General features: G+C 48.1%; 18 protein-coding genes. 12 read left to right on the forward strand and 6 right to left on the reverse strand.

Features of this window, described 5'->3' with window-relative positions:
* The first annotated feature begins 104 nt into the window (after positions 1 to 104).
* On the forward strand, positions 105 to 611 hold the full coding sequence (locus tag ABGU93_RS05330) for a gamma carbonic anhydrase family protein (RefSeq protein ID WP_347412450.1): 507 nt from the start codon (positions 105 to 107) through the stop codon (positions 609 to 611).
* Positions 612 to 668: 57 nt separating this feature from the next.
* Here ABGU93_RS05330 and ABGU93_RS05335 read toward each other — a convergent pair whose 3' ends face one another.
* Entirely contained in the window at positions 669 to 1,163 is a 495-nt protein-coding gene (locus tag ABGU93_RS05335; RefSeq protein ID WP_347412451.1) for an ECF transporter S component, read from the reverse strand.
* Positions 1,164 to 1,294: 131 nt separating this feature from the next.
* Positions 1,295 to 1,891, reverse strand: a complete 597-nt coding sequence (locus ABGU93_RS05340; protein WP_347412452.1) for a hypothetical protein — start codon at positions 1,889 to 1,891, stop codon at positions 1,295 to 1,297.
* Between the two features lie 667 nt (positions 1,892 to 2,558).
* Here ABGU93_RS05340 and ileS point away from each other — a divergent pair.
* Positions 2,559 to 5,657, forward strand: a complete 3,099-nt coding sequence (gene ileS, locus ABGU93_RS05345; RefSeq protein ID WP_347412453.1) for an isoleucine--tRNA ligase — start codon at positions 2,559 to 2,561, stop codon at positions 5,655 to 5,657.
* 81 nt (positions 5,658 to 5,738) lie between these two features.
* On the opposite strand, the gene pheA is transcribed toward ileS, so the two are convergent.
* Together pheA and ABGU93_RS05355 are read right to left on the reverse strand one after the other, a co-directional pair.
* A complete protein-coding gene (pheA, locus tag ABGU93_RS05350; RefSeq protein WP_347412454.1) occupies positions 5,739 to 6,647 on the reverse strand; it encodes a prephenate dehydratase in 909 nt (302 codons plus the stop codon).
* The gene (locus ABGU93_RS05355; RefSeq protein ID WP_347412455.1) at positions 6,637 to 7,272 is read right to left on the reverse strand and encodes a lactate utilization protein; all 636 of its coding nucleotides are present in this window, start codon (positions 7,270 to 7,272) and stop codon (positions 6,637 to 6,639) included. Before ABGU93_RS05355 ends, pheA begins: the two co-directional genes overlap by 11 nt.
* A 122-nt stretch (positions 7,273 to 7,394) precedes the next feature.
* Here ABGU93_RS05355 and ABGU93_RS05360 point away from each other — a divergent pair, with 122 nt between their 5' ends.
* The 5 genes from ABGU93_RS05360 to ABGU93_RS05380 all read left to right on the forward strand — a co-directional run bounded on the left by ABGU93_RS05360 (position 7,395) and on the right by ABGU93_RS05380 (position 12,860).
* The gene (locus ABGU93_RS05360) at positions 7,395 to 8,126 is read left to right on the forward strand and encodes an HAD family hydrolase (RefSeq protein ID WP_347412456.1); all 732 of its coding nucleotides are present in this window, start codon (positions 7,395 to 7,397) and stop codon (positions 8,124 to 8,126) included.
* A 192-nt stretch (positions 8,127 to 8,318) separates the two neighbouring features.
* Positions 8,319 to 8,591 (forward strand): Veg family protein, encoded by a 273-nt coding sequence (locus tag ABGU93_RS05365; RefSeq protein WP_026395084.1) that lies wholly within the window; start codon positions 8,319 to 8,321, stop codon positions 8,589 to 8,591.
* Between the two features lie 126 nt (positions 8,592 to 8,717).
* Complete coding sequence (locus ABGU93_RS05370) at positions 8,718 to 9,950, forward strand: arginine deiminase (protein WP_347412457.1); 1,233 nt, start codon at positions 8,718 to 8,720, stop codon at positions 9,948 to 9,950.
* A gap of 269 nt (positions 9,951 to 10,219) precedes the next feature.
* Positions 10,220 to 11,203, forward strand: coding sequence for an ornithine carbamoyltransferase (gene argF, locus ABGU93_RS05375; protein WP_347412458.1), 984 nt, complete (start codon positions 10,220 to 10,222; stop codon positions 11,201 to 11,203).
* 172 nt (positions 11,204 to 11,375) lie between these two features.
* A complete protein-coding gene (locus ABGU93_RS05380) occupies positions 11,376 to 12,860 on the forward strand; it encodes a phosphomannomutase/phosphoglucomutase (RefSeq protein ID WP_347412459.1) in 1,485 nt (494 codons plus the stop codon).
* Between the two features lie 61 nt (positions 12,861 to 12,921).
* On the opposite strand, the gene ABGU93_RS05385 is transcribed toward ABGU93_RS05380, so the two are convergent.
* Entirely contained in the window at positions 12,922 to 13,332 is a 411-nt protein-coding gene (locus ABGU93_RS05385; protein WP_347412460.1) for a YbaN family protein, read from the reverse strand.
* Positions 13,322 to 14,032, reverse strand: a complete 711-nt coding sequence (locus ABGU93_RS05390; protein ID WP_347412461.1) for a FadR/GntR family transcriptional regulator — start codon at positions 14,030 to 14,032, stop codon at positions 13,322 to 13,324. Before ABGU93_RS05390 ends, ABGU93_RS05385 begins: the two co-directional genes overlap by 11 nt.
* Before the next feature lie 482 nt (positions 14,033 to 14,514).
* Here ABGU93_RS05390 and lctB point away from each other — a divergent pair, with 482 nt between their 5' ends.
* The 5 genes from lctB (at position 14,515) to larA (ending at position 21,072) form a co-directional block, all read left to right on the forward strand.
* Positions 14,515 to 15,318: a lactate dehydrogenase subunit LctB gene (gene lctB, locus ABGU93_RS05395; protein WP_347412462.1), complete on the forward strand. Its 804-nt coding sequence runs from the start codon at positions 14,515 to 14,517 to the stop codon at positions 15,316 to 15,318.
* Between the two features lie 18 nt (positions 15,319 to 15,336).
* Entirely contained in the window at positions 15,337 to 16,593 is a 1,257-nt protein-coding gene (gene lctC, locus ABGU93_RS05400; RefSeq protein WP_347412463.1) for a lactate dehydrogenase subunit LctC, read from the forward strand.
* 1 nt (position 16,594) lies between these two features.
* The gene (lctD, locus tag ABGU93_RS05405; RefSeq protein ID WP_347412464.1) at positions 16,595 to 17,995 is read left to right on the forward strand and encodes a lactate dehydrogenase subunit LctD; all 1,401 of its coding nucleotides are present in this window, start codon (positions 16,595 to 16,597) and stop codon (positions 17,993 to 17,995) included.
* Between the two features lie 8 nt (positions 17,996 to 18,003).
* Positions 18,004 to 19,545 (forward strand): L-lactate permease, encoded by a 1,542-nt coding sequence (locus tag ABGU93_RS05410; RefSeq protein WP_347412465.1) that lies wholly within the window; start codon positions 18,004 to 18,006, stop codon positions 19,543 to 19,545.
* 255 nt (positions 19,546 to 19,800) lie between these two features.
* The gene (gene larA / locus ABGU93_RS05415; protein WP_347412466.1) at positions 19,801 to 21,072 is read left to right on the forward strand and encodes a nickel-dependent lactate racemase; all 1,272 of its coding nucleotides are present in this window, start codon (positions 19,801 to 19,803) and stop codon (positions 21,070 to 21,072) included.
* Positions 21,073 to 21,180: the final 108 nt, after the last annotated feature.

Raw genomic sequence — 21,180 nt, forward strand, 5'->3', positions numbered from 1 at the left:
GTGTTTTCATTTTGCTGATATTTTACCATAAAGAGGCGGGATCATGGAATAACTTTACAAAAAGTCCTGAAAATAGTATCATGTAATCACGAATTATAGAAAAAATGATCGAAATGAAAAAAGATGGGGTGAACAAAATGATGTTGGGTAAAACCATTTTTATTGCAAAAAGTGCCGATGTGGTGGGAAAGGTAAAACTGGGTAATTTTATCTCAGTGTGGTTTCAGGCGGTCATCCGGGGGGATGTCGACAGCATCACCATTGGTGATCGGACCAATATCCAGGATGGGACGGTGGTACACGTGGCTCCAGGTTATCCGACGGTCATCGGTGCCGGGGTAAGCATCGGCCACAATGCCATTATTCACGGCTGCGAAATCGGCGATAATGTCCTGGTCGGGATGGGGGCGATTATCCTCAATGGTGCCAAAATTGGTGATAACTCCATTGTTGGAGCCGGCTCGCTGGTGACCCAGGGTAAGGTCTTCCCGCCCAATTCACTCATCATGGGCAGCCCGGCCAAAGTTGTCCGGGAGTTGAAACCGGAAGAAATTCAGAGCATCCGCGACAACGCCGAAGAATATCTGGACACCATGAAGGGCTACATGTAAGCCATCAGCGAAAGACGGGGCAAATAAAAAAAGACCCAACGGGTCTTTTTTTGGTTCCTAAAACTTGACCGGTTTCAGGCGAAAGCGTTCCAGGGGTTTGTGCAGAATCGTCACCAGCACGATCCCAACCAGACCTTGAAGGGCACTGAAGGGCAGGTTTACCAAAGGACCGGCAACATTGCCGTACATGATCACTTCGGAAACGAAATAAACAGCGGTCATCGCAATGACGGCGGGGAAAGCAAAGAATAGCAGATTCTTTTCGGGAAAGCGCTTCATCAGATAGCCGAAGATAAAGGCCATCGATCCTTTAGCGATAAAGGTGGGCAGCATATAGGCGCTGTAGCCACCGAAGTAGTCGGCACTAGCCGAACCGATCCCGGCGGCAATCAGACCGCCCCAGGGTCCTAAAATATAAGCGGATAACAGCACCGCTCCATCACCGGGATGAATATAACCCGTCGGCAGCGGGATCTTCACCAGCGATGTCATCACAAAGGTCAGGGCCATCAATAACGCCGTATAGGTGATTTTTTTGGTTTGATCATTCATTCATATGTCCTCGATTCTAAAAAAATACTAAGCCAACGATGAGCCGTTGGCTTAGTATAAGATTAGCGCATATTTCAATTCAAAACAAGGTCTTGAATTGAGGTATTTTTTTAAAAATCTGAACCCATCGATTAGACCTGTTCGATAAAAATACTGACGGCAGCGTTACCCGGCAGATCGGTTTTTTCCGGGTTGTTGGGCGAAACTGCAATACTGATGCTGTAACCGCTGACGGTTCCCTTCAGGTGGGTTGATTCGGAAATAACTTCCTCGGAATAATCAGAAGCACTGGCCAGTAGCGCTTGATAAAAAACAAGAAGTTCATCGGTGCTATAATCGGAAACATAGGAAGTTTTCCAACCTGGATGCCCCGAATCACTGGTAATCTGATGGGACTGAGAAAGAGTGGTTACGCCGTAAAGCGGGACCATCTGGCTGGGATAATTGCCAGCTAAAAGACCGGCTTCGTCAACATAGATTTCTTCAGTATTTTCCTCAATGACAGTCTGCATTTCCGACGGCACCGTAATCGTGGTGGTGGCGGTTGTATCGGGTTGATTATTCTTGATCGGCTCGGGCTGTTTGGTTACCGCGGTGGTGCTACTGCTGTTACTGGCTTCATTGGTGGTGCTTGCTTCATCGCTGATCAGCTTTGGCATGATAAAGACAGCGCCGACAATAAGAACCCCAATGAGTAAAACCGAAAGAACGACATAACGTATTTTCATAAATAACTCCTTTGGATGCAATCAGCAGGTGATTGAGAAACAGTACATGAAACTCACAGCTTTTCTCAATGTTCTGAGCTGATTACGAATTGGATGATTATCTCATTATAACCGAGAATCTTAATTTTTAGAATAAAGATTTCAAAAAACTTGATTTTATTAAGGATATTGGATAGAATATAAAACAGACCTTTTTACTTTTAAATAGTTATAAATAAGAACATAAATGTCAGGACAAGGACGCTGTGGGGAAGGCTTTATCAGAGAGATAATCATTTTGGTGAAAGATTATTAAAAGACACCTCAGAGAGATCACCTTTGAACAGGATTTCTGAAGGCTGGTTAGCCATCGCTTAAACCAGATTAGGAAACCCCGGGGAATCGTTAACTTCAGAGAGTGGGCAGTTTTCTGCCAACTTGGGTGGTACCGCGATTTTTCGTCCCTTGATTTTTCAGGGGACGTTTTTTTGTTGATGCGGTTATGTTTGACCGGAACGGGTCGCGCATTTATTGGGGAACAGTGGTGTAAAAGTATTTAATTTATTCAAGAAGCAATGAGCGCATTTGGATAACGCAATTAATTCGGAGCATTTACTATCAAGCACTTAATTAACTAAGAGAATTTAACTAAGAGAATAACTCAGAGAGACTTAATGGAGGTAGAAATTTGGCACAGTTTAAAACACTAATAGAGGGAAAAATCGGCGAGCGCGAAGATGTGATCTCACAACAGTGGGAAGCGATGAATCTGTTGCAGCAAACCATTGATAACCGCGAAGGAAAAGAGAATTTTGTCTTTTATGAAGGCCCCCCCACCGCCAACGGTCGGCCCGGGATCCATCATGTGCTGGCCCGGACCCTGAAAGACACCGTCTGTAAATACAAGGTGATGGACGGTTACCGGGTCCTACGAAAAGGTGGTTGGGATACCCATGGCCTGCCGGTGGAAATCGAAGTTGAAAAACAGCTGGGGCTGTCCAGCAAACCGGAAATTGAAGCCTACGGCATTGATAAGTTCAACGAAAAATGTAAGGAATCGGTCTTCAATTATGAAGGACAGTGGAAGGAAATGAGCCGCAAAATGGGTTATTTCATTGACATGGAAGATCCCTACATCACTTTGGATAATAATTATATTGAAACCGTCTGGTGGATTCTCGATAAGTTTAATAAAGAAGGCTTTCTCTATGAAGGTCACAAGATCATGCCCTATTGCCCCCGTTGTGGTACCGGTCTGGCCTCCCATGAGGTTGCCCAGGGCTATCAGGAAATTAAAAGCAATACCGTCGTCGCCGCATTTAAACGCAAGGATGCCGACGAATACTTTTTAGTCTGGACCACCACCCCCTGGACTCTGGCCGCCAATGTGGCCCTGGCCGTTCATCCCGATGCCGATTACATCAAAGCCCGCAGCAATGATGAAGTCTATATCTGTGCCAAGGTGCTGGCGCCCAAATTACTGGGCGAGGACTACGAAATTCTCGAAGAAATGAAGGGATCAGCCCTGGAATACGTCGAGTATGAGCAGCTAATGCCGTTTGTGACGCCCGATAAAAAAGCCTTTTTTGTTACCTGTGCCGATTATGTCACCACCGAAGACGGGACCGGGATTGTTCATATCGCTCCTGCTTTTGGGGAAGATGACTACAAGGTTGGCCGGGCGTACAATCTGCCGGTGCTGCAACCGGTGGCTGAAGACGGAAAATATACCGACACCCCCTGGAAGGGACAATTTGTCATCGATGCCGATCTTGATATCATCAAATGGTTAAAAGCCGAAGGCAAACTGTTCAAAAAAGAAAAGGTGCTGCATAATTATCCGCATTGCTGGCGCTGCAAGACTCCGCTGCTATATTATGCCAAACCAAGCTGGTATCTGGAAATGACCAAGATTAAAGATACCCTGATCGCAAACAATAACGGCGTCGAATGGTACCCGGATTTTGTCGGTGAAAAACGTTTCGGCAATTGGCTGGAAAACCTCAACGACTGGGCCATCTCGCGCAGCCGTTACTGGGGAACACCGCTGCCGGTGTGGCGCTGTGACGATTGCGGTAAACTGGAAACCGTCGGTTCCCGCAAAGAACTGGTGGACCGCGCGATTGAGGATATCGATGAAAGTATTGAGCTGCATCGCCCTTATGTCGATGATGTCCATTTCACCTGTCCCGATTGCGGCAAAACGATGACCCGGGTCAAAGACGTTATCGACTGCTGGTTTGATTCCGGCTCGATGCCCTTTGCCCAACATCACTACCCGTTTGAAAATAAAGAACTGTGGGAAGAACAGTTCCCGGCTGATTTCATCTGCGAGGGGATTGATCAAACCCGCGGCTGGTTCTATTCATTGCTGGCAATTTCATCATTTGTGACCGGCAAAGCGCCTTACAAAAAGGTCTTAGTCAATGACCTGATTCTCGATGCTGAAGGACAGAAAATGTCCAAAACCAAGGGTAACACCGTTAATCCTTTTGAAATGTTTGAAGAATATGGGGCTGATGCCCTGCGCTGGTATCTGCTCTATGTATCACCAGCCTGGACCCCGACCCGTTTTGATGTTAAGGGGATCAAAGAGGTCCAAAGTAAATTCTTTAACACCCTGAAAAATACCTATCATTTCTTTGCCCTTTATGCCAATACCGACAACATCGATCCCCGCGAGTTTTTTGTGCCTTATGCCAAGCGGCCCGAAATCGATGCCTGGATCTTGTCCAAATATAATCGCCTGGTCAAAGAAGTTCGCGAAGAAATGGAAGTTTTTGATTTAACTAAAGCGGTCAAGAAAATCCAGAACTTTGTCAACGAAGATTTATCCAACTGGTATATCCGTCGCAACCGTCGCCGTTTCTGGGGAACCGAGCTGACGGAAGATAAAAAAGCCGTTTACAATACCACCTGGGAAGTATTGGAAGGGGTGGTTCGCCTGTGTGCTCCCTTTGCCCCTTATATCACCGAAGAACTGTATCAAAAATTGACCGATGGTGTTTCGGTTCATCTGGCCGATTATCCCACCGTCAACGAAGAGCTGATTCAGGATGCCATTGAAGAACCGATGGATCTGGTCAGAGAACTGGTCAGTCTCGGCCGTGGTGCCCGGGAAGAAGCGCAGATCAAGGTGCGACAACCGCTGTCCAAGATTATTGTTGATGGCAAATACCGCGAAACCCTCGGCGATCTCTGTGTTCTGATCGAAGAAGAACTGAATATTAAAAAAGTCGCTTTTGAAGATAATCTCGGTGATTTTATGAACTATGCGTTAAAACCAGACTTCAAGGTCGCCGGCCCGGTGCTGGGCAAAAACGTCAAACTGCTGGGCAAAGCCCTGGCCTCAGTTGAAGCCAGTGAGGTTGTGGCCAAGCTGGAAGCTGACGGCAGCTTTGTGATTGAGCTGGATGGCGAAAGCCTCGAACTCCGTAAAGATTTCATCGATATCCGGATTTCGGCTAAAGAAGGCTTCAACGTCCAGATGTTCAACAACAAGTTTATCATCCTCGATACCAGCTTAGATCAGGATCTATTGGATGAAGGCTGTGCCCGGGAATTTGTGTCGCGGATTCAGCAACTGCGAAAATCCAACGGCTATGAAGTCATGGACCGCATCGACATCAGCTACAGCAGTGATGAAGCGATGGCTCGGGCGATTGAAATCTATACTGATTTTATCAAAACCGAAACCCTGGCTGATACGATTACCGTAAAAGCCGGTGTCGGCGAAATGTTTAATTTAAATGGTCATGATACCTGGATTGAACTGGCGAAGAAATAGCGAGAAAAAACACATAAATAAGCAAAAAAACAGCCCCCGATAAAGCATATCAATGCTTTGTCGGGGGTTATTTTGTCGTGATTACTCGGCTTCAAACTGCGGATAATAGCCCAGAAACTGAAAATACTCGGCCTTTTCCTGAATGATCGGCAGCAGGTTGACCAGGGTGTTCTGGGAAATATTGCCGGTGAAGTCGATGAAAAACAGGTACTCCCAATTCTCTTTTAACAGTGGCCGGGATTCGATCTTGCATAGGTTGAGTGAAAATACCGAAAAGATCCCGATGATTTCGTACAGTGCGCCGGGACGGTGGGGCAGCCGAAAGGCAATGCTGACCCGGCTGGGATTTTCAAACAGTTCGATCTCCCGGGAAATAACGACAAAGCGGGTCACGTTGGTTTGGGAGAAGTTGATGTCTTCGGCCAGGACTTCCAGGTCATAGATTTCGCCGGCCCGCTTGCTGGCAATGGCGGCCATGGTCGGGTCATTTTGCTCAGCCACATATTCGGCGGCGATGGCAGTATTGAAGTAAGGAATACATTTCCAGTCCGGATAGTCTTTAAGAAATTCCTCGGACTGGGAAAAGCCCTGAGGATGGGAATAAACCTCGGTGATCGTCTCCAAACTGGCGCCTTTGGGAGCCAGTAGACAGTGCCGGGCTTTGATCTCTTCTTCGCCGACAATATAATACTGATAGCGGGACAGCAGGTCATAAACGGCAGCAATCGACCCGGTCGATGAGTTTTCAATCGGCAGCACGCCGTAATCGATAAAGCCCTGACTGAGGGCTACAAAAACATCCTCAAATGTTTTATAGGCAAACAGTTCACAATCCGGTTTAAAAAACGCCAGGCTGGCGGCTTCGCCATAAGAACCGCGGGTGCCGGCATATGCCACCCGCGGTTCGGTTTTGATGCTTTGAGGATAAACCGAAAAAGCTTGTTTTAAAGCATTCAGGGTATTCGCTTCAGTCGTCATCTCAGTAGCCAATATTTTCTCCCACCAGAATCACCTTGATCCGGTCCGCGACGCGGCTGTGTCGGGTGATCACGATATTGGCGCACATACAGTCATCGGCATGACATTGGGCACAGTTTCCGGTGTCATAACAGGGGGTTTTAGCACTTAAGCGAATGGCATTCACCGGTGCGGCAATATTCTGGGCCCGATAAACGCCGGCATCGGTATTGGCCACCACCTTGTTGATCCCGGCAATGACAATCACCTGCTCCGGACCAAAACACATCAGCGCGACCCGGTTACTGATGCCATCGACATTGACCAGTTCGCCATCCATGGTGATGGCATTAGTGCCGGTAATAAAGGTGTGAGCCAGGACGCCCTGGGCCACTACCTCTCGTTTTTCCTGGGCAGTTTTCGCCAGACTGCGGTCAATATATTGATAATCGCCATTCTTAACCGCATCAAGGAGACCAATTTCCTTGATCGATTCTGAACCGCCATGGGTCACGCTGGCCCCACCGGGAATCAGTGACAAGGCCAGTTCCAGCGCCTCCTGGGCAGTTTGGCAATAGTAGCCTTTAAAATTTCGTTTTTCAAGTTTTTTAATTAAAGATTTACTGAGATTCAGATAATTATCTTCCTTATAACCCAAAATATTACCTCCAGAGAAAAGAATAATCTTATTATAATCCAAAGCTGTTAAAAAAACAAAATTTATTCAAAAAATGGGGTATAATAATAAAAAAACATGCAATCGCAGAAGAGGAGGACGTCATGCATAAGTATAAGGGGATTATCTTTGATCTGGACGGCACCCTGGTCAATTCACTGGAAGACCTGATCGATTCGGTCAATGAGATTATGAAATATCATCAATTTCCGATCCATTCCTATGATGAGGGTAAAAAACTCATCGGCAGAGGGTTGAGAAATCTGACCCGGGATGCCCTGCCGGAAAAATATCGGGATGATGAAGCGTTTGTGGACCGACTGACAGAAATGGTCTCAGCGGAGTATTCTGTTAATTATCGCAAGAAAACCAAACCCTATCCGGGAATTACGAAATTGCTGGACTATTTAAAGGCCAACGACATTCCCTGGAGTGTTTGTACCAACAAACCGGATATTGCCGCAAAATCACTGGTCAATGCGTTATTTGACGATTATGAATATGTCGATGTGCAGGGCTTTACCAAAGACGCGCTGAGAAAACCGAATCCGGCGGTAACCCTGGAACTGGTCGCTAAAATGGGCCTGAAACCTCAGCAATGTCTGTATGTCGGTGATTCTACCGTTGACTATGAAACCGCCGTGAGAGCGGGAATGCTGCCGGTTTTATGCACCTGGGGATTTGAATCCTTTGAAGTGCTGACCAAGCTGGATGACGCCATCTGGTTGCACAACCCGATGCGGATTGTCGATGCCCTGCGCTACGGTAGGGAAATGTATTCGCTGTTTAACGAAACACCCAACCCGGATCCGAATGCACCAAAGAAAAAACACTGATCAGCGACGACGGCTAAAATTCAAGGAAGTTAGAATCAGAAAACTTAAGAAATGTAAACGTTGAACAAGATGTAAACGAAAATCAGAATTACATGTTGACAAAAAAAGCAGGTCTTGTTATAATAAAAAATTTTACTTTTCCAAAAATCTGTGGTATACTGACGTAGAGAAAACCACAGAGAGGTGAAGTTCATGCCAAAAGCAACCATTATGGACATTAGACGCGAGGTGGAAAATTATTTGGGCAGACGAGTCAAACTTGAAGCACATAAAAGCAAGAAGAAACTCTACCAAAAAGAAGGGGTAATTGAAAGCACTTATCCCAGTATTTTTACTGTACGAGTTCAAGAGGATCAACGAAAAGAACAAAAATTGTCTTTTAGTTATTCCGATCTCTTAACTCAAAGCGTAAAAATTGTATTACTAGATGAGAATGAAGCTGATGGTGCACTGTTAGTTTCATAACGACAAGATAAAAAGTTCCACATTAGGAGAAGGACTCAGGTTCTTCTTTTTTTGTTGTCTTTAATGGTAGGTTTTTTATGAAACCGATGGTATAATAACCGGGTATTGAAAAAATTGGAGATAAATATGAATACTAAGAACTTAAAAATAGAATCTGAAATTGGCACCCTGAAAAAGGTCCTGGTCCATCGACCGGGCAAAGAACTGGAGCGGATTGTTCCGGACTCACTGAAGGAGTTGTTGTTTGAGGATATCCCCTGGCTGGCCCGGATGCAGGAGGAGCACGATGCCTTTGCGGCGATCCTCAGAAAACGGGGCGCCGAGGTGTTTTATGTGGAGGATTTATTAAAAGATGTGTTAAAGTCCACCGCCGTCCGGGAGAGTATCATTGCCGAAGTGATTGACAAAAATCCCTCATCGGGGAACTACATCGATGGTTTCTTAAATGAATATCTGATGTCACTGGACAGCAATGCCCTGGGTGATGCCCTGATTGCCGGAGTGCTGCAAAAAGAACTGGGCCATATGGAACGGCATCTGGTCCTGACCGATTACTTAAAAGGCCCGGAACCCTACGCTTTTTATTTAAACCCGCTGCCGAATTTATATTTTATGCGGGACCCGGCCGTGACCATTCATGACGGGATGTGTATTTCCGCCATGGCCACCCGTACCCGAAAACGGGAAAGCCGCTATATGTCCGCGATTTATGAGCATCATCCGCTGTTTGCCAGCTGTGGTAATAAAACCTTTTACCAGGATACCAACTTCTTTTCAGTTGAAGGCGGCGATATCCTGATTTTAAGCCCGACGGTGGTGGCTGTCGGTTGCAGCGAACGGACCGAGGTTCAGGGGGTTGAGGAACTGGCTAAAAACCTCTTTAATGCCGATCTCGGCATCGAAAAGGTGCTGGCCGTGAAAATCCCCAGCAACCGCGCCTTTATGCATCTGGATACCGTTTTTACGATGGTCGACGTGGATAAATTCATTGTCTACCCGGGGATTCTGGAACAGGTGGAAACGGTCATCATGACGCCCGGCAAAAAAGACTATCTTCATTATGAGCGCAAAGACAGCCTCAAAGAAGCCCTTAAATCAGTGCTTGGTTTACCAGCCATTAACCTGATTGAGAGTGGCGGCGGCAACCCGGTTGCCGCGGCCCGGGAACAATGGAACGACAGCACCAACACCCTGGCAATTGCTCCGGGGGTCATCGTCGCCTATGCCCGGAATGAGAAGTCCAATGAGGTGCTCAGTCAAAACGGTATCGAAGTCATCGGCATCGAAGCATCCGAACTGGTCCGTGGCCGGGGCGGTCCCCGCTGCATGACCATGCCCCTCTATCGGGACGGGTTTTGATTTCGCCGCTTGTCTGGTAAGCACAAATTAAATAGATTCGAACAAAAGTTGCTTTGATGTCGGTTTCCGCAAACAATTTTGTAACGTGTAGGCGAACAGGCGAGAGCCTGTCCGACGTACAGTGTAGAAATTGTTTCGCGCAAACCGGCAGCGAAGCTCACGGGACTTAGGTAATAACGATCAATCTAATTTCAAGAGAATGTTACCTTGCTAAAGGTATCAACAATCAGTTAAAATAAACTTAACAAGAGATAAACGGAGGAAGCATTGTGAATTTAAAAGGACGTCATTTGTTGACATTAAAGGATTTTACCCCAGAGGAAATACAGTATCTGATCGACTACGCCGCCGAACTGAAAGCCAAGAAAAAATCAGGGGTGGTGGGTGATCTGCTCAAAGGCAAAAATATTGTGCTGATTTTTGAAAAAACGTCAACCCGAACCCGTTGCGCCTTTGAAGTGGCGGCCTTTGACGAAGGGGCTAACGTCACCTTTTTAACCAACAGTCAAATGGGCAAAAAGGAATCGATTGAGGATACCGCCATCGTTCTGGGCCGTTTTTATGATGGCATTGAGTTCCGCGGCTTTGAACAGCAGACCGTCGAAATGCTGGCCGAACATTCCGGGGTACCAGTCTGGAACGGCTTAACCGATTTAGATCACCCGACCCAAATTCTGGCCGATATGCTGACCATCCAGGAAAACTTTGGCATCGTCAAAGGCCGACGGCTGGTATATGTCGGGGATGCCCGTAACAATATGGGCAATGCTCTGATGATCGGCTGTGCCAAACTGGGGATGCATTTTGTGGCGGTGGCCCCTGAATCGCTGTTCCCGGAAGAGGCGTTAGTGGCCGAAATGAAAACCCTTTGTGAAACAACCGGGGGAACCATTACCCTGACTGCCGATATCAAAGCTGGCGTCAAGGATGCCGACGTCATTTATACTGACGTCTGGGTCTCGATGGGTGAAGAAGATCAGATGGCCGAGCGGATCAAACTGTTGTCGCCATACCAGGTTAATATGGAGATGATTAAAGCAACGGGCAATGATGAGGTGATCTTCCTTCATTGTTTACCAGCCTTCCATGACCAGGAAACAGTCGTCGCCCGGGAAGTCAAAGAGAAGTTCGGGCTAACCGAAATGGAAGTCACCGATGAGGTTTTCCGCAGTGTACATTCCAAGGTCTTTGACGAGGCTGAGAATCGGATGCATACGATCAAAGCGGTAATGTGCTCGTCTCTGGTTGGCTAAAATGCCCGATTACGTCGTTGGATCAATTTATTCAAATCCTTGCGTATTAATTATACGCGGCGGCCTTGAATAAATTAATCCGCCTAGTACTCGAGGTTTCGCTCAACCAGTACAGAATAACTTAAACGTTCCGTTCATAGTACGTGATTCATTACCAGGAGATTAACAATAAATGGAAATTAAAGATATCAGAAAATTACAGAATGGCTCCGATGTCCGGGGGGTTGCCCTTGAGGGGATTCCCGGTGAGGAAGTTAATTTTACTCAGGACATGGCGATGAAAATTGCCTTTGCCTTTGCCACCTGGCTGGAGAAAAAGCTCGGGAAAACCCCGTTAACCTTTGCCATCGGCCGAGACAGCCGGCTGTCCGGACCCCATCTGGCTCAGGCGGTGGCGTTGGGGCTGGTCAGTAAGGGGAACAAGGTCTATCAATGCGGCATTGCCACCACCCCGGCGATGTTTATGACCACCATCGATCCGGTCCTACAAGCCGATGGGGCGGTGATGGTGACTGCCAGTCATCTGCCCTTCAACCGCAATGGGCTGAAGTTTTTTACCCGTGACGGCGGCCTTAATAAAGAGGATATCAGCGCTATTCTGGAACTGGCCGAGACCATTGAAACCGGCTTTACCCCGGGCGGACAAGCGCTGGACGATGATTTTCTGCCCAGCTATTCCGAGAATATTTTAAATATTATCCGGGCCAAAACCGGCACCGAGCAGCCGCTGACCGGCGCCAGAATTGTGGTTGATGCCGGTAATGGAGCCGGCGGATTTTTTGTTGACCAGGTGCTAAAGCCGTTAGGGGCTGACACCACCGGCAGCCAGTATCTGGACCCCGACGGTAATTTTCCCAACCACGTGCCCAACCCGGAAGATGCCGTCGCCATCGCCCATATCACCAAAGCGGTGTTGGACAACCAGGCCGATCTGGGGATCATCTTTGATACCGACGTCGACCGGGCGGCGATTATCGACGAACAGGGCCAGGCCATCAATCGCAATGGATTTATCGCCTTTATTGCCAGCATGCTGTTGACCGATTATCCGGGCTCGACAATCGTTACCGATTCGATTACGTCCACCGGGTTAACCGAGTATATTGAAAGCCGCGGCGGGCAGCACCATCGCTTTAAACGGGGCTATAAAAATGTCATTAACGAAGCGATTCGCTTAAATAACGCCGGTATCGAAACCCATCTGGCGATGGAAACCAGCGGTCACGGAGCCATCAAAGAAAACTATTTTCTCGATGACGGCGCCTATCTGGTCACCATGGCGCTGATCAAGTTTGCCGAACTGTTTAAGGCCGGCCAGCCGATCAGTTCGTTTCTGGCCGGACTCAAAGAACCGGCTGAGGCCAAAGAAATCCGCCTCAAGATTACCACTGCGGACTTTAAGTCTTATGGTGAAACGGTGTTGGCCGAATTTGCCCAATTCGCCGCCAGCCAACCCGGCTGGACCGTGGTCAGTCCCAACTATGAAGGGGTCCGGGTCAGCTGTGACGCCAGCGCCGGCAACGGCTGGTGTCTGCTGCGAATGTCCCTCCATGACCCGATTATGCCACTCAATATCGAATCCGATTCGGTCGGCGGTTGCGCAATGATTGAGACGGTTTTAAAGCAATTCCTGACTCAATATCAGGCCCTTAAATAAATTATTTTTGCTTTTTCTGAAAAAATTTATAAATTAAAAAGCCAGACGATGGTGAATTGTATCACATCGTCTGGCTTTTGTTATCATTGACAAGATCTTTTTCATCCATGGTTTTGACTCCAAACACAAAGTAAAGCAGATGACAGATCCAGACGAAGATTAAAACCACCCGTCCAATTGTCGTCGCCCTCATCATGATAAAACCGAATAGCATGGTAATGGTCACGATTGAAATGATCCGTAATTTGGCCTTCTTTGTCATTCCCTGGCCTTTAACCAGGGATTCCAGATTATTCTGGTACAGCTTTGTTTGCATAAACCAGGCATGCAGGCGGTCAGAACTTTTGGTAAAGCAAAAGGCAGCCAGGAGTAAAAAGGGTGCGCAGGGCAGCATTGGCAAAATCGCTCCAATTGCTCCAAGTGCCAGACTGAGACACCCTAAAATAAGATAAAATCCTTTTTTAATTTTCATCAATCTTCAGGCCGGCCACAAAGCCATCAATCAGATCCATGTGCTGGGACATCGCAAAGGCGGCGTTGAGCTGTTCTTTGTTGCCGAGAGCGTTCAAGATTTTGCGGTGCTGTTGATCGATAATTGGTCCCCGTTGGGTATCGTCGAGAATGGCAATTCGGATATCCTTGATCAGGGCTTCGATCAGGGTGGCCGATGACAGCAGGACGTTATGTATCATCTTGTTTTCTGAGGCCAGGGCAATTTCATAATGGAAGCGCTTGTCCAGTTCGGCCCGGACCGACTCATCGGTTTCGGTTTCAATGGCATCACAGATTTTTTTCAGACTGGCAAACCGCTCCGGCGTCATTTTTTTGGCCGCCAATTTAGCCGCTTCGGTTTCCAGCGCTCGCCGCAGTTCCTGGACCTCTCTTAATTCGCCTTTGCTGAGCCAGAACATAATCGTCAGCGGCTGGGTCAGGGTATCTTCAAAATTTTCGGCAATAAAATTGCCTTCGCCCTGCTGACAGACCACCAGCCCAATCATCTCCAGGGCCCGGATCGCCTCCCGGATCGTCGCCCGGGAAACCCCCAGCTGTTCCGCCCATTGCCGTTCCGAGGGCAGCCGGTCGCCGCTTTTTAAATTTCCTCTAATAATATTTTCTTTAATTTGCTCGAGGATCTGCAAATATATTTTCGTGTGTGCAATTTCTTTAAACATCTAAAACTTCACTTCATTTCATTCGATTTTTTCGTTTACTCTTAGTTTTTTTAGTAAGGATCATAATATACCATTGTACCACAGCCACTTTTAAAATTCAAAAAGATAAAAAGTGGGATAAAAAATAATTTCTGAAAACGTTATTTTACCACTTGACAAATATTTACGAAACGCATATAATGGCAACAGGTTAGTGGTCTGACCACCAGACCAATAGTAGAATTTTATCAGAGATTTGTCAAGTGGTTTATGAATGGGTTTAAGAGGGTTTAACAGTTTTCGTCGACTGACCAGCTCAGTCGACAGCGGAATTTATGATGAAAGAACATTTTCCTTGCTGTCTGTTGATGAAATGGACAGCAAAAGAAATTTCGCTCAGGTCTTAACCAAATGATTTGCATGATTCGGCGTTTGCGAAACGGAGCACATAGCTCATGGTACTATCGCAATTGTCAATTTAATTTATTTTATGGAGGGTGAGTATGAAAATACTGGTATGTATCAAACAGGTTCCGGGAACGTCCAACGTGGAAGTGGATCCGGAAACAGGTGTCCTGATTCGTGATGGGGTTGAATCAAAATTGAATCCCTATGATTTATTTGGTCTGGAAACCGCATTTCGCTTAAAAGAACAATTGGGCGGCACCATTACCACCTTGTCAATGGGTCCGATGCAAAGTAAAGAAGTGCTTTTTGAATCTTTCTATATGGGCGCTGACGAGGGCTGTTTATTATCAGACCGAAAATTTGGCGGGGCCGATGTGGTCGCCACCAGTTATACGCTGGCCCAGGGGGCTAAAAGACTGGGTGATTTTGATCTGATCATCTGCGGCAAGCAGACCACCGATGGCGATACCGCTCAGGTTGGTCCGGAAATGGCCGAATTTTTAGGAATTCCCCACGTTACCAACGTCATCAAAATTCTGATGGCGGATGAAAAGGGCCTGACCCTGCAAATGAACATGGAAGAATCCCTGGAAATCCAACGGGTGCCATACCCTTGCCTGATCACTGTCGACAAGGACATTTACACCCCGCGCTTACCTTCTTATAAACGAAAACTGGAAATTTCCGAAAATCCCGAAATTAAAGTTTTGACCCTGAAAGATATGTACGACAGTGATGCCAAAAAATATGGCCTCAGCGGCTCACCAACCCAGGTCGAACGAATCTTCCCGCCGGAAAGCAACGTCGAAAAAACCAGCTTTGAGGGCGATGGACCAGCTCTGGCACAGGCCCTGATGGGAATTTTAACTGAAAAAAAATACTTAAATAAAAATATTTAGGCTAGGAAGGAAAAAATCATGGCAGGAATTAAAATAATCAAGGAAAACGTTGATCAAAAAACCTTTGAGGCACTGGCAGAAATTTGCCCCTTCGATGCCTTTTCTTATGAAAACGCTAAGTTAGAAGTGACCGCCGCCTGTAAAATGTGCAAGATGTGTTTGAAAAATGGACCAGCCGGCGTTCTCATGCTGGAAGAAGATGAAAAGATCGCCATCGACAAAAGCCTGTACAAAGGCATTACCGTCTATGTCGATCACATTGAAGGCAAGATTCATCCGGTTACCTTTGAGCTGATCGGCAAGGCCCGGGAACTGGCTGCGGTGATCGATCATCCGGTTTACGCCCTGTTTATGGGGACCAATATCACCGCCGAAGCCAGCGAACTGTTAAGCTACGGGGTCGATAAGGTATTTGTCTACGATCAGCCGGAACTTAAACATTTTGTGATCGAACCCTATGCCAACGTGCTGGAAGACTTTATCGAAAAAGTGAAACCATCTTCGATTTTAGTTGGTGCCACCAACGTCGGTCGTTCCCTGGCGCCACGCGTGGCCGCCCGTTACCGTACCGGTCTCACCGCTGACTGTACCATTCTGGAAATGAAAGACAATACCGATCTGGTTCAGATCCGACCAGCCTTTGGCGGTAATATTATGGCCCAGATTGTTACCGAAAACACGAGACCACAGTTCTGTACCGTCCGTTATAAAGTATTCTCTGCGCCGGAGCTGGTTAAAGAACCCTGGGGCAGTGTCGAAGTGATGGAAATCGGCAAAGAGAAACTGGTCTCCGCCATTGAAGTGCTGGAAGTCATTAAAAAAGAAAAAGGCCTTGATCTTTCCGAAGCCGAAACCATTATTGCGGTTGGCCGGGGCGTAAAATGCGAAAAAGATCTGGAGATGATCCATGAGTTTGCTGAAAAAATCGGCGCTACCGTAGCCTGTACCCGACCCGGCATCGAAGCCGGCTGGTTTGATGCCCGCCTGCAGATTGGCCTCAGCGGCCGAACCGTTAAACCGAAACTGATCATTGCCCTGGGTATTTCCGGTGCCGTCCAGTTTGCTGCCGGGATGCAGAATTCCGAATATATCATCGCGGTCAATAATGATCCCAAAGCACCAATCTTTAATATTGCCCATTGCGGCATGGTCGGCGATTTATACGAAATCATCCCCGAACTGTTAAAAATGATTGCCGATCCGGAAAGCGCTGCCGTCGGGAAAACCCTGGCGATGCCTGAAGCCATTGAAACACCAGAAAGGATGGTTGGCTAAGATGAATTATAAAAAAGTGGAAGCAAAGGATATTGATTTTTTAAAGGACCTGATTCCTGCTGAACGGATCTTTGTCGGTGACCAGATTGGTGAAGACTTCAGCCATGATGAGCTCGGCAGCATCCATTCCTATCCGGAAGTGCTGATTAAAGTAACCACCACCGAAGAAGTATCAAAAATCATGAAATATTCCTATGATCATAATATTCCGGTCGTGGTCCGGGGTTCTGGCACCGGGCTGGTGGGGGCCTGCGTCCCACTGTTTGGTGGGATTATGTTAGAAACCACCCTGATGAACAATATCCTCGAACTGGACACCGAAAACCTGACGGTTACCGTGGAACCCGGCGTGCTGCTGATGGAACTGTCCAAATTTGTGGAAGAAAATGATCTCTTTTATCCGCCCGATCCCGGTGAAAAATCGGCCACCATTGCCGGTAATATCAGCACCAACGCTGGTGGCATGCGGGCCGTGAAATACGGCGTGACCCGGGACTATGTCCGCGGTCTGACCGTGGTCTTATCCAACGGTGAAATCATCGAGCTGGGTGGTAAAATTGTTAAGAACAGCTCCGGTTACAGCTTAAAAGATCTGGTCGTCGGCTCCGAAGGAACCCTCTGTGTGATCACCAAAGCGATCTTAAAACTGTTGCCGCTGCCCAAGATGACCCTGAGTCTGCTGATTCCCTTTGATAATATCAGCGACGCGGCCGGAATTGTTCCCAAGATCATCAAATCCAAGGCGATCCCGACGGCGATTGAATTTATGGAACGCCAGACGATTCTTTTTGCCGAAGATTTCCTCGGCAAAAAATTCCCTGATTCCAGCAGCAACGCCTATATCTTATTGACCTTTGACGGCAATTCCAAGGAACAGGTCGAAGCTGAATACGAAGTTGTCGCCAACCTCTGTCTGGCCGAAGGCGCCAAAGATGTTTATATTGTCGATACCGCCGAACGGAAAGATTCGGTCTGGTCAGCCCGGGGCGCCTTCCTGGAAGCGATTAAAGCCTCAACCACCGAAATGGATGAGTGCGACGTGGTGGTACCACGAAACCGGATCGCCGAGTTTATTGAATTTACCCATGAGCTGGCCGCCGAAATGGATGTCCGAATCCCCAGCTTTGGCCATGCCGGCGACGGTAACCTGCATATTTATGTATGCCGCGACAAGTTGGACCAGGCCGCCTGGGAAGTCAAACTGGAAGAAGCGATGGACCGGATGTATGCCAAGGCCCTGACCTATGAGGGACTGGTTTCTGGTGAACACGGCATCGGCTATGCCAAACGAAAATATCTGCTCAATGATTTCGGTACCGAGCATCTGGCTTTGATGGCCGGTATCAAACAAACGTTTGATCCTAAAAACCTGTTAAATCCTAAAAAAGTCTGTCAGATGTAGGGGGAAGTATGGATAACTTGTTACTTTTCTTTATCGCCCTGATCCCGGTGGTATGGCTGATTGTTTCGCTGGGGGTCTTAAAGATCCCCGGCTACAAAGCCTGTCCGATCGCCCTGGCGATCACGATTCTATTAAGTATTCTGGTCTGGAAAATGCCCGTGATCGACAGTCTCACTGCCGCCCTCGAGGGCGGTGCGATGGCCATCTGGCCGATCATGCTGGTCATTGTGGCGGCTGTCTTTACCTATAATCTGGCTACCCACACTGGGGGTATGGAAGTCATCAAAAAAATGATGACCAGTATCACCACCGATCAACGGATTTTAGTGTTAATCCTGGCCTGGGGCTTCGGTGGCTTTTTAGAAGCGATTGCCGGCTTTGGAACGGCCGTGGCGATTCCCGCCAGTATTTTAGCCGCCCTTGGTTTTAATCCGGTCTTTGCTGCCATTATCTGTTTGATTGCCAACACCACCCCCACCGCGTTTGGGGCGATTGGTTTACCCGTCAGCACCCTGGCTTCAGTAACCGGTCTTAATGTAAACGATTTATCATTTGCCGTGGCGCTGCAGTTGTTTATTATGATTGTCGTGGTGCCGTTTATTCTGGTCATGCTGACCGGCAAGGGCGTCAAAAGTCTCAAAGGCGTCGTCTTGATTACCCTGATGGCCGGTTTGTCCTTTGGCTTACCGCAGATTTTTGTGGCCAAGTATTTAGGCGCCGAACTGCCGGCGATTGTCGGATCGGTGGTTTGTATGGCCGTCGTGATTGCCATGGCCAAGATCTTCTATAAGGATACCGCGGCCAAGGATGCCGAAAAGATTCCGTTAAAAACCGCCGTGATGGCCTGGTTACCGTTTATTCTGGTGTTTGTCATTATCATCCTGTGCTCATCGCTATTCCCGGCTATTAACGGGGCGCTGGCGCAAGTGAAAACGACGATCCAGATTTACACCGGACCGCATGGCAAACCCTATACCTTCTTATGGATTTCTACCCCCGGAACGCTGATCATCTTTGCCACCTATCTGGCTGGCTTGATTCAGGGCGTTAAATTTGGCCAGATTTCTAAAGTGTTGGGCAATACCATGAAACAGATGAGTAAGTCCGCCATTACCATTGTCGCCATTGTGGCGCTGGCCAAGGTGATGGGGTACAGCGGCATGATTGGCGTCATCGCCCAGATTCTGGTTTTGATTACCGGCGATTTTTATCCCCTGATAGCGCCGCTAATTGGAGCCCTGGGAACCTTTGTCACCGGTAGCGATACCTCTGCCAACGTCTTGTTCGGTGGGCTTCAGGTGGAAGCCGCCAACGCCATCGGGATGAACCCTTACTGGCTGGCCGCCGCCAATACCGCTGGGGCCACGGCTGGTAAGATGATCTCACCTCAAAGTATTGCGGTGGCCACTGCCGCCACCGGCATTATCGGCAGCGAGGGCAAGATCCTCCAGGCAACCCTGAAGGTCTGCGCCATCTACGTCATCGTCATCGGGCTGGTTGTCTATTTTGGGGCGCCGCTGATAGAAGGGCTGCTGAGTACCTTTGGATAAAAAGGAAGCAATTTAAAAGCGGTTGTCAAGAGATACCGTACCGACCAATTGTTAATCTGTTGTATGCGCGCAATTCGTACAGTTGCATTTACTGATCCAGGTAAATCAAGGTTATGTCGCAACTGTTCGCCTTGAGGCACACAACATGATGTAACAATTGTCGGTACTGGGTTAGCATCTTTAACAAACTTGTAAATCAAGACACTGGAGAAAAAACTTCTCTAGTGTCTTTCGTCTAATCAGAAAGGAACGTTTATGGAAATCAAGATACCTTATGGAAAAGAAAAACAGCAGCTGGAGATTGCGGAGGCATGCCTGAATGGGGTGCTGCTCTCGCAGATTGAAGATTATCATCCCGACGCTACCCAAAGCGAGCTGGTGGCCGCGGCGATTGAGCAACCCGAGGGGTCAGCCCAGCTGAGTCAGCTGGCGATTGGCAAACAAAAGATTATCATTATTGCCAGTGATCATACCCGGCCGGTGCCCAGTAAAGTTATTATGCCGCTGATGCTCAGCGAAATCCGCAAAGGTAATCCCGCCGCGGAGATCACCATCTTAATTGCCACCGGCTTTCACCGCCTGACCACCCGGGAGGAGCTGGTCGGTAAATTTGGCGAGGCCATAGTCGATCAGGAGCGGATTGTCGTTCATGATTCCGGCGATGACAGCAGTCTGGTCAAAATCGGCACGCTGCCCTCCGGCGGTGAGCTGATCATCAACCGTCTGGCCGCCGAAGCCGATCTGCTGGTTTCGGAAGGTTTTATTGAGCCTCATTTCTTTGCCGGTTTTTCCGGCGGCCGTAAAAGCGTGCTTCCGGGCATCGCCAGCCGGGTCAGTGTATTGGCCAATCATTGTGGCGAATTTATTGCCCACCCCAAAGCCCGCACCGGCGTGATTGAGGGCAACCCCCTTCATATTGATATGCTCTACGCCGCCCGCACTGCCAAACTGGCCTTTGTCGTCAATGTCGTGATCAATTCCGAAAAAGAAGTGATTTATGCCGTGGCCGGCGATTGCGATGCCGCCCATATCAAAGGCCGGACCTTTCTGGAGCAGCTCTGCAAGGTTCAGGCGACCCCCAGCGATATCGTCATCACCAGCAATGGCGGTTATCCCCTGGATCAGAACATTTACCAGGCGGTTAAAGGGATGACTGCCGCCGAAGCTGCGGTCAAACCCGGCGGGGTGATCATCATGTTGGCCAAATCCAACGATGGCCACGGCGGCGCGGCCTTTTTCAATACCTTCCGGGATGAGAAAAATCTCGACAAGATGCTGGCCGGTTTTGTCAACACCCCCCGGGACGAAACCATCCCCGATCAGTGGGAAGCCCAGATTCTGGCGCGGATTTTATTAAAGGCCAAGGTGATTTATATCTCGGCCGCCCCGGATGAAATGATTAAAGAATTCCAGATGACCCCGGCTAAGGATGTCAATGAAGCCCTGGCGCTGGCAAGAGCGCATCTGAACAATGAAGCGGCCACCGTGACAGTGATCCCCGATGGGGTGGCGGTGATTGTGGAATAAGAGCAGCGGGAGGGAAAACGCCCCTTTCTTAAATCTGAAGGCGCAGGCTTTACAGATGACGAGTATCGTGGTACAATTATTTGTACAATATCTAGTACAAATAAGAAT

The organism is Acetobacterium sp. (assembly GCF_039830195.1).
In the GTDB taxonomy this organism is placed as follows: Bacteria; Bacillota; Clostridia; order Eubacteriales; family Eubacteriaceae; genus Acetobacterium.

Coding starts and splice junctions, on each gene's coding strand:
- ABGU93_RS05330 (WP_347412450.1), top strand. CDS start 105: ATGATCGAAATGAAAAAAGATGGGGTGAACAAAATGATGTTGGGTAAA.
- ABGU93_RS05380 (WP_347412459.1), top strand. CDS start 11,376: ATGGAAATTAAAGATATCAGAAAATTACAGAATGGCTCCGATGTCCGG.
- ABGU93_RS05410 (WP_347412465.1), top strand. CDS start 18,004: ATGGATAACTTGTTACTTTTCTTTATCGCCCTGATCCCGGTGGTATGG.
- ABGU93_RS05360 (WP_347412456.1), top strand. CDS start 7,395: ATGCATAAGTATAAGGGGATTATCTTTGATCTGGACGGCACCCTGGTC.
- ABGU93_RS05340 (WP_347412452.1), bottom strand. CDS start 1,891: ATGAAAATACGTTATGTCGTTCTTTCGGTTTTACTCATTGGGGTTCTT.
- lctC (WP_347412463.1), top strand. CDS start 15,337: ATGGCAGGAATTAAAATAATCAAGGAAAACGTTGATCAAAAAACCTTT.
- lctB (WP_347412462.1), top strand. CDS start 14,515: ATGAAAATACTGGTATGTATCAAACAGGTTCCGGGAACGTCCAACGTG.
- larA (WP_347412466.1), top strand. CDS start 19,801: ATGGAAATCAAGATACCTTATGGAAAAGAAAAACAGCAGCTGGAGATT.
- ABGU93_RS05365 (WP_026395084.1), top strand. CDS start 8,319: ATGCCAAAAGCAACCATTATGGACATTAGACGCGAGGTGGAAAATTAT.
- ABGU93_RS05390 (WP_347412461.1), bottom strand. CDS start 14,032: ATGTTTAAAGAAATTGCACACACGAAAATATATTTGCAGATCCTCGAG.
- ABGU93_RS05370 (WP_347412457.1), top strand. CDS start 8,718: ATGAATACTAAGAACTTAAAAATAGAATCTGAAATTGGCACCCTGAAA.
- lctD (WP_347412464.1), top strand. CDS start 16,595: ATGAATTATAAAAAAGTGGAAGCAAAGGATATTGATTTTTTAAAGGAC.
- ABGU93_RS05335 (WP_347412451.1), bottom strand. CDS start 1,163: ATGAATGATCAAACCAAAAAAATCACCTATACGGCGTTATTGATGGCC.
- ABGU93_RS05385 (WP_347412460.1), bottom strand. CDS start 13,332: ATGAAAATTAAAAAAGGATTTTATCTTATTTTAGGGTGTCTCAGTCTG.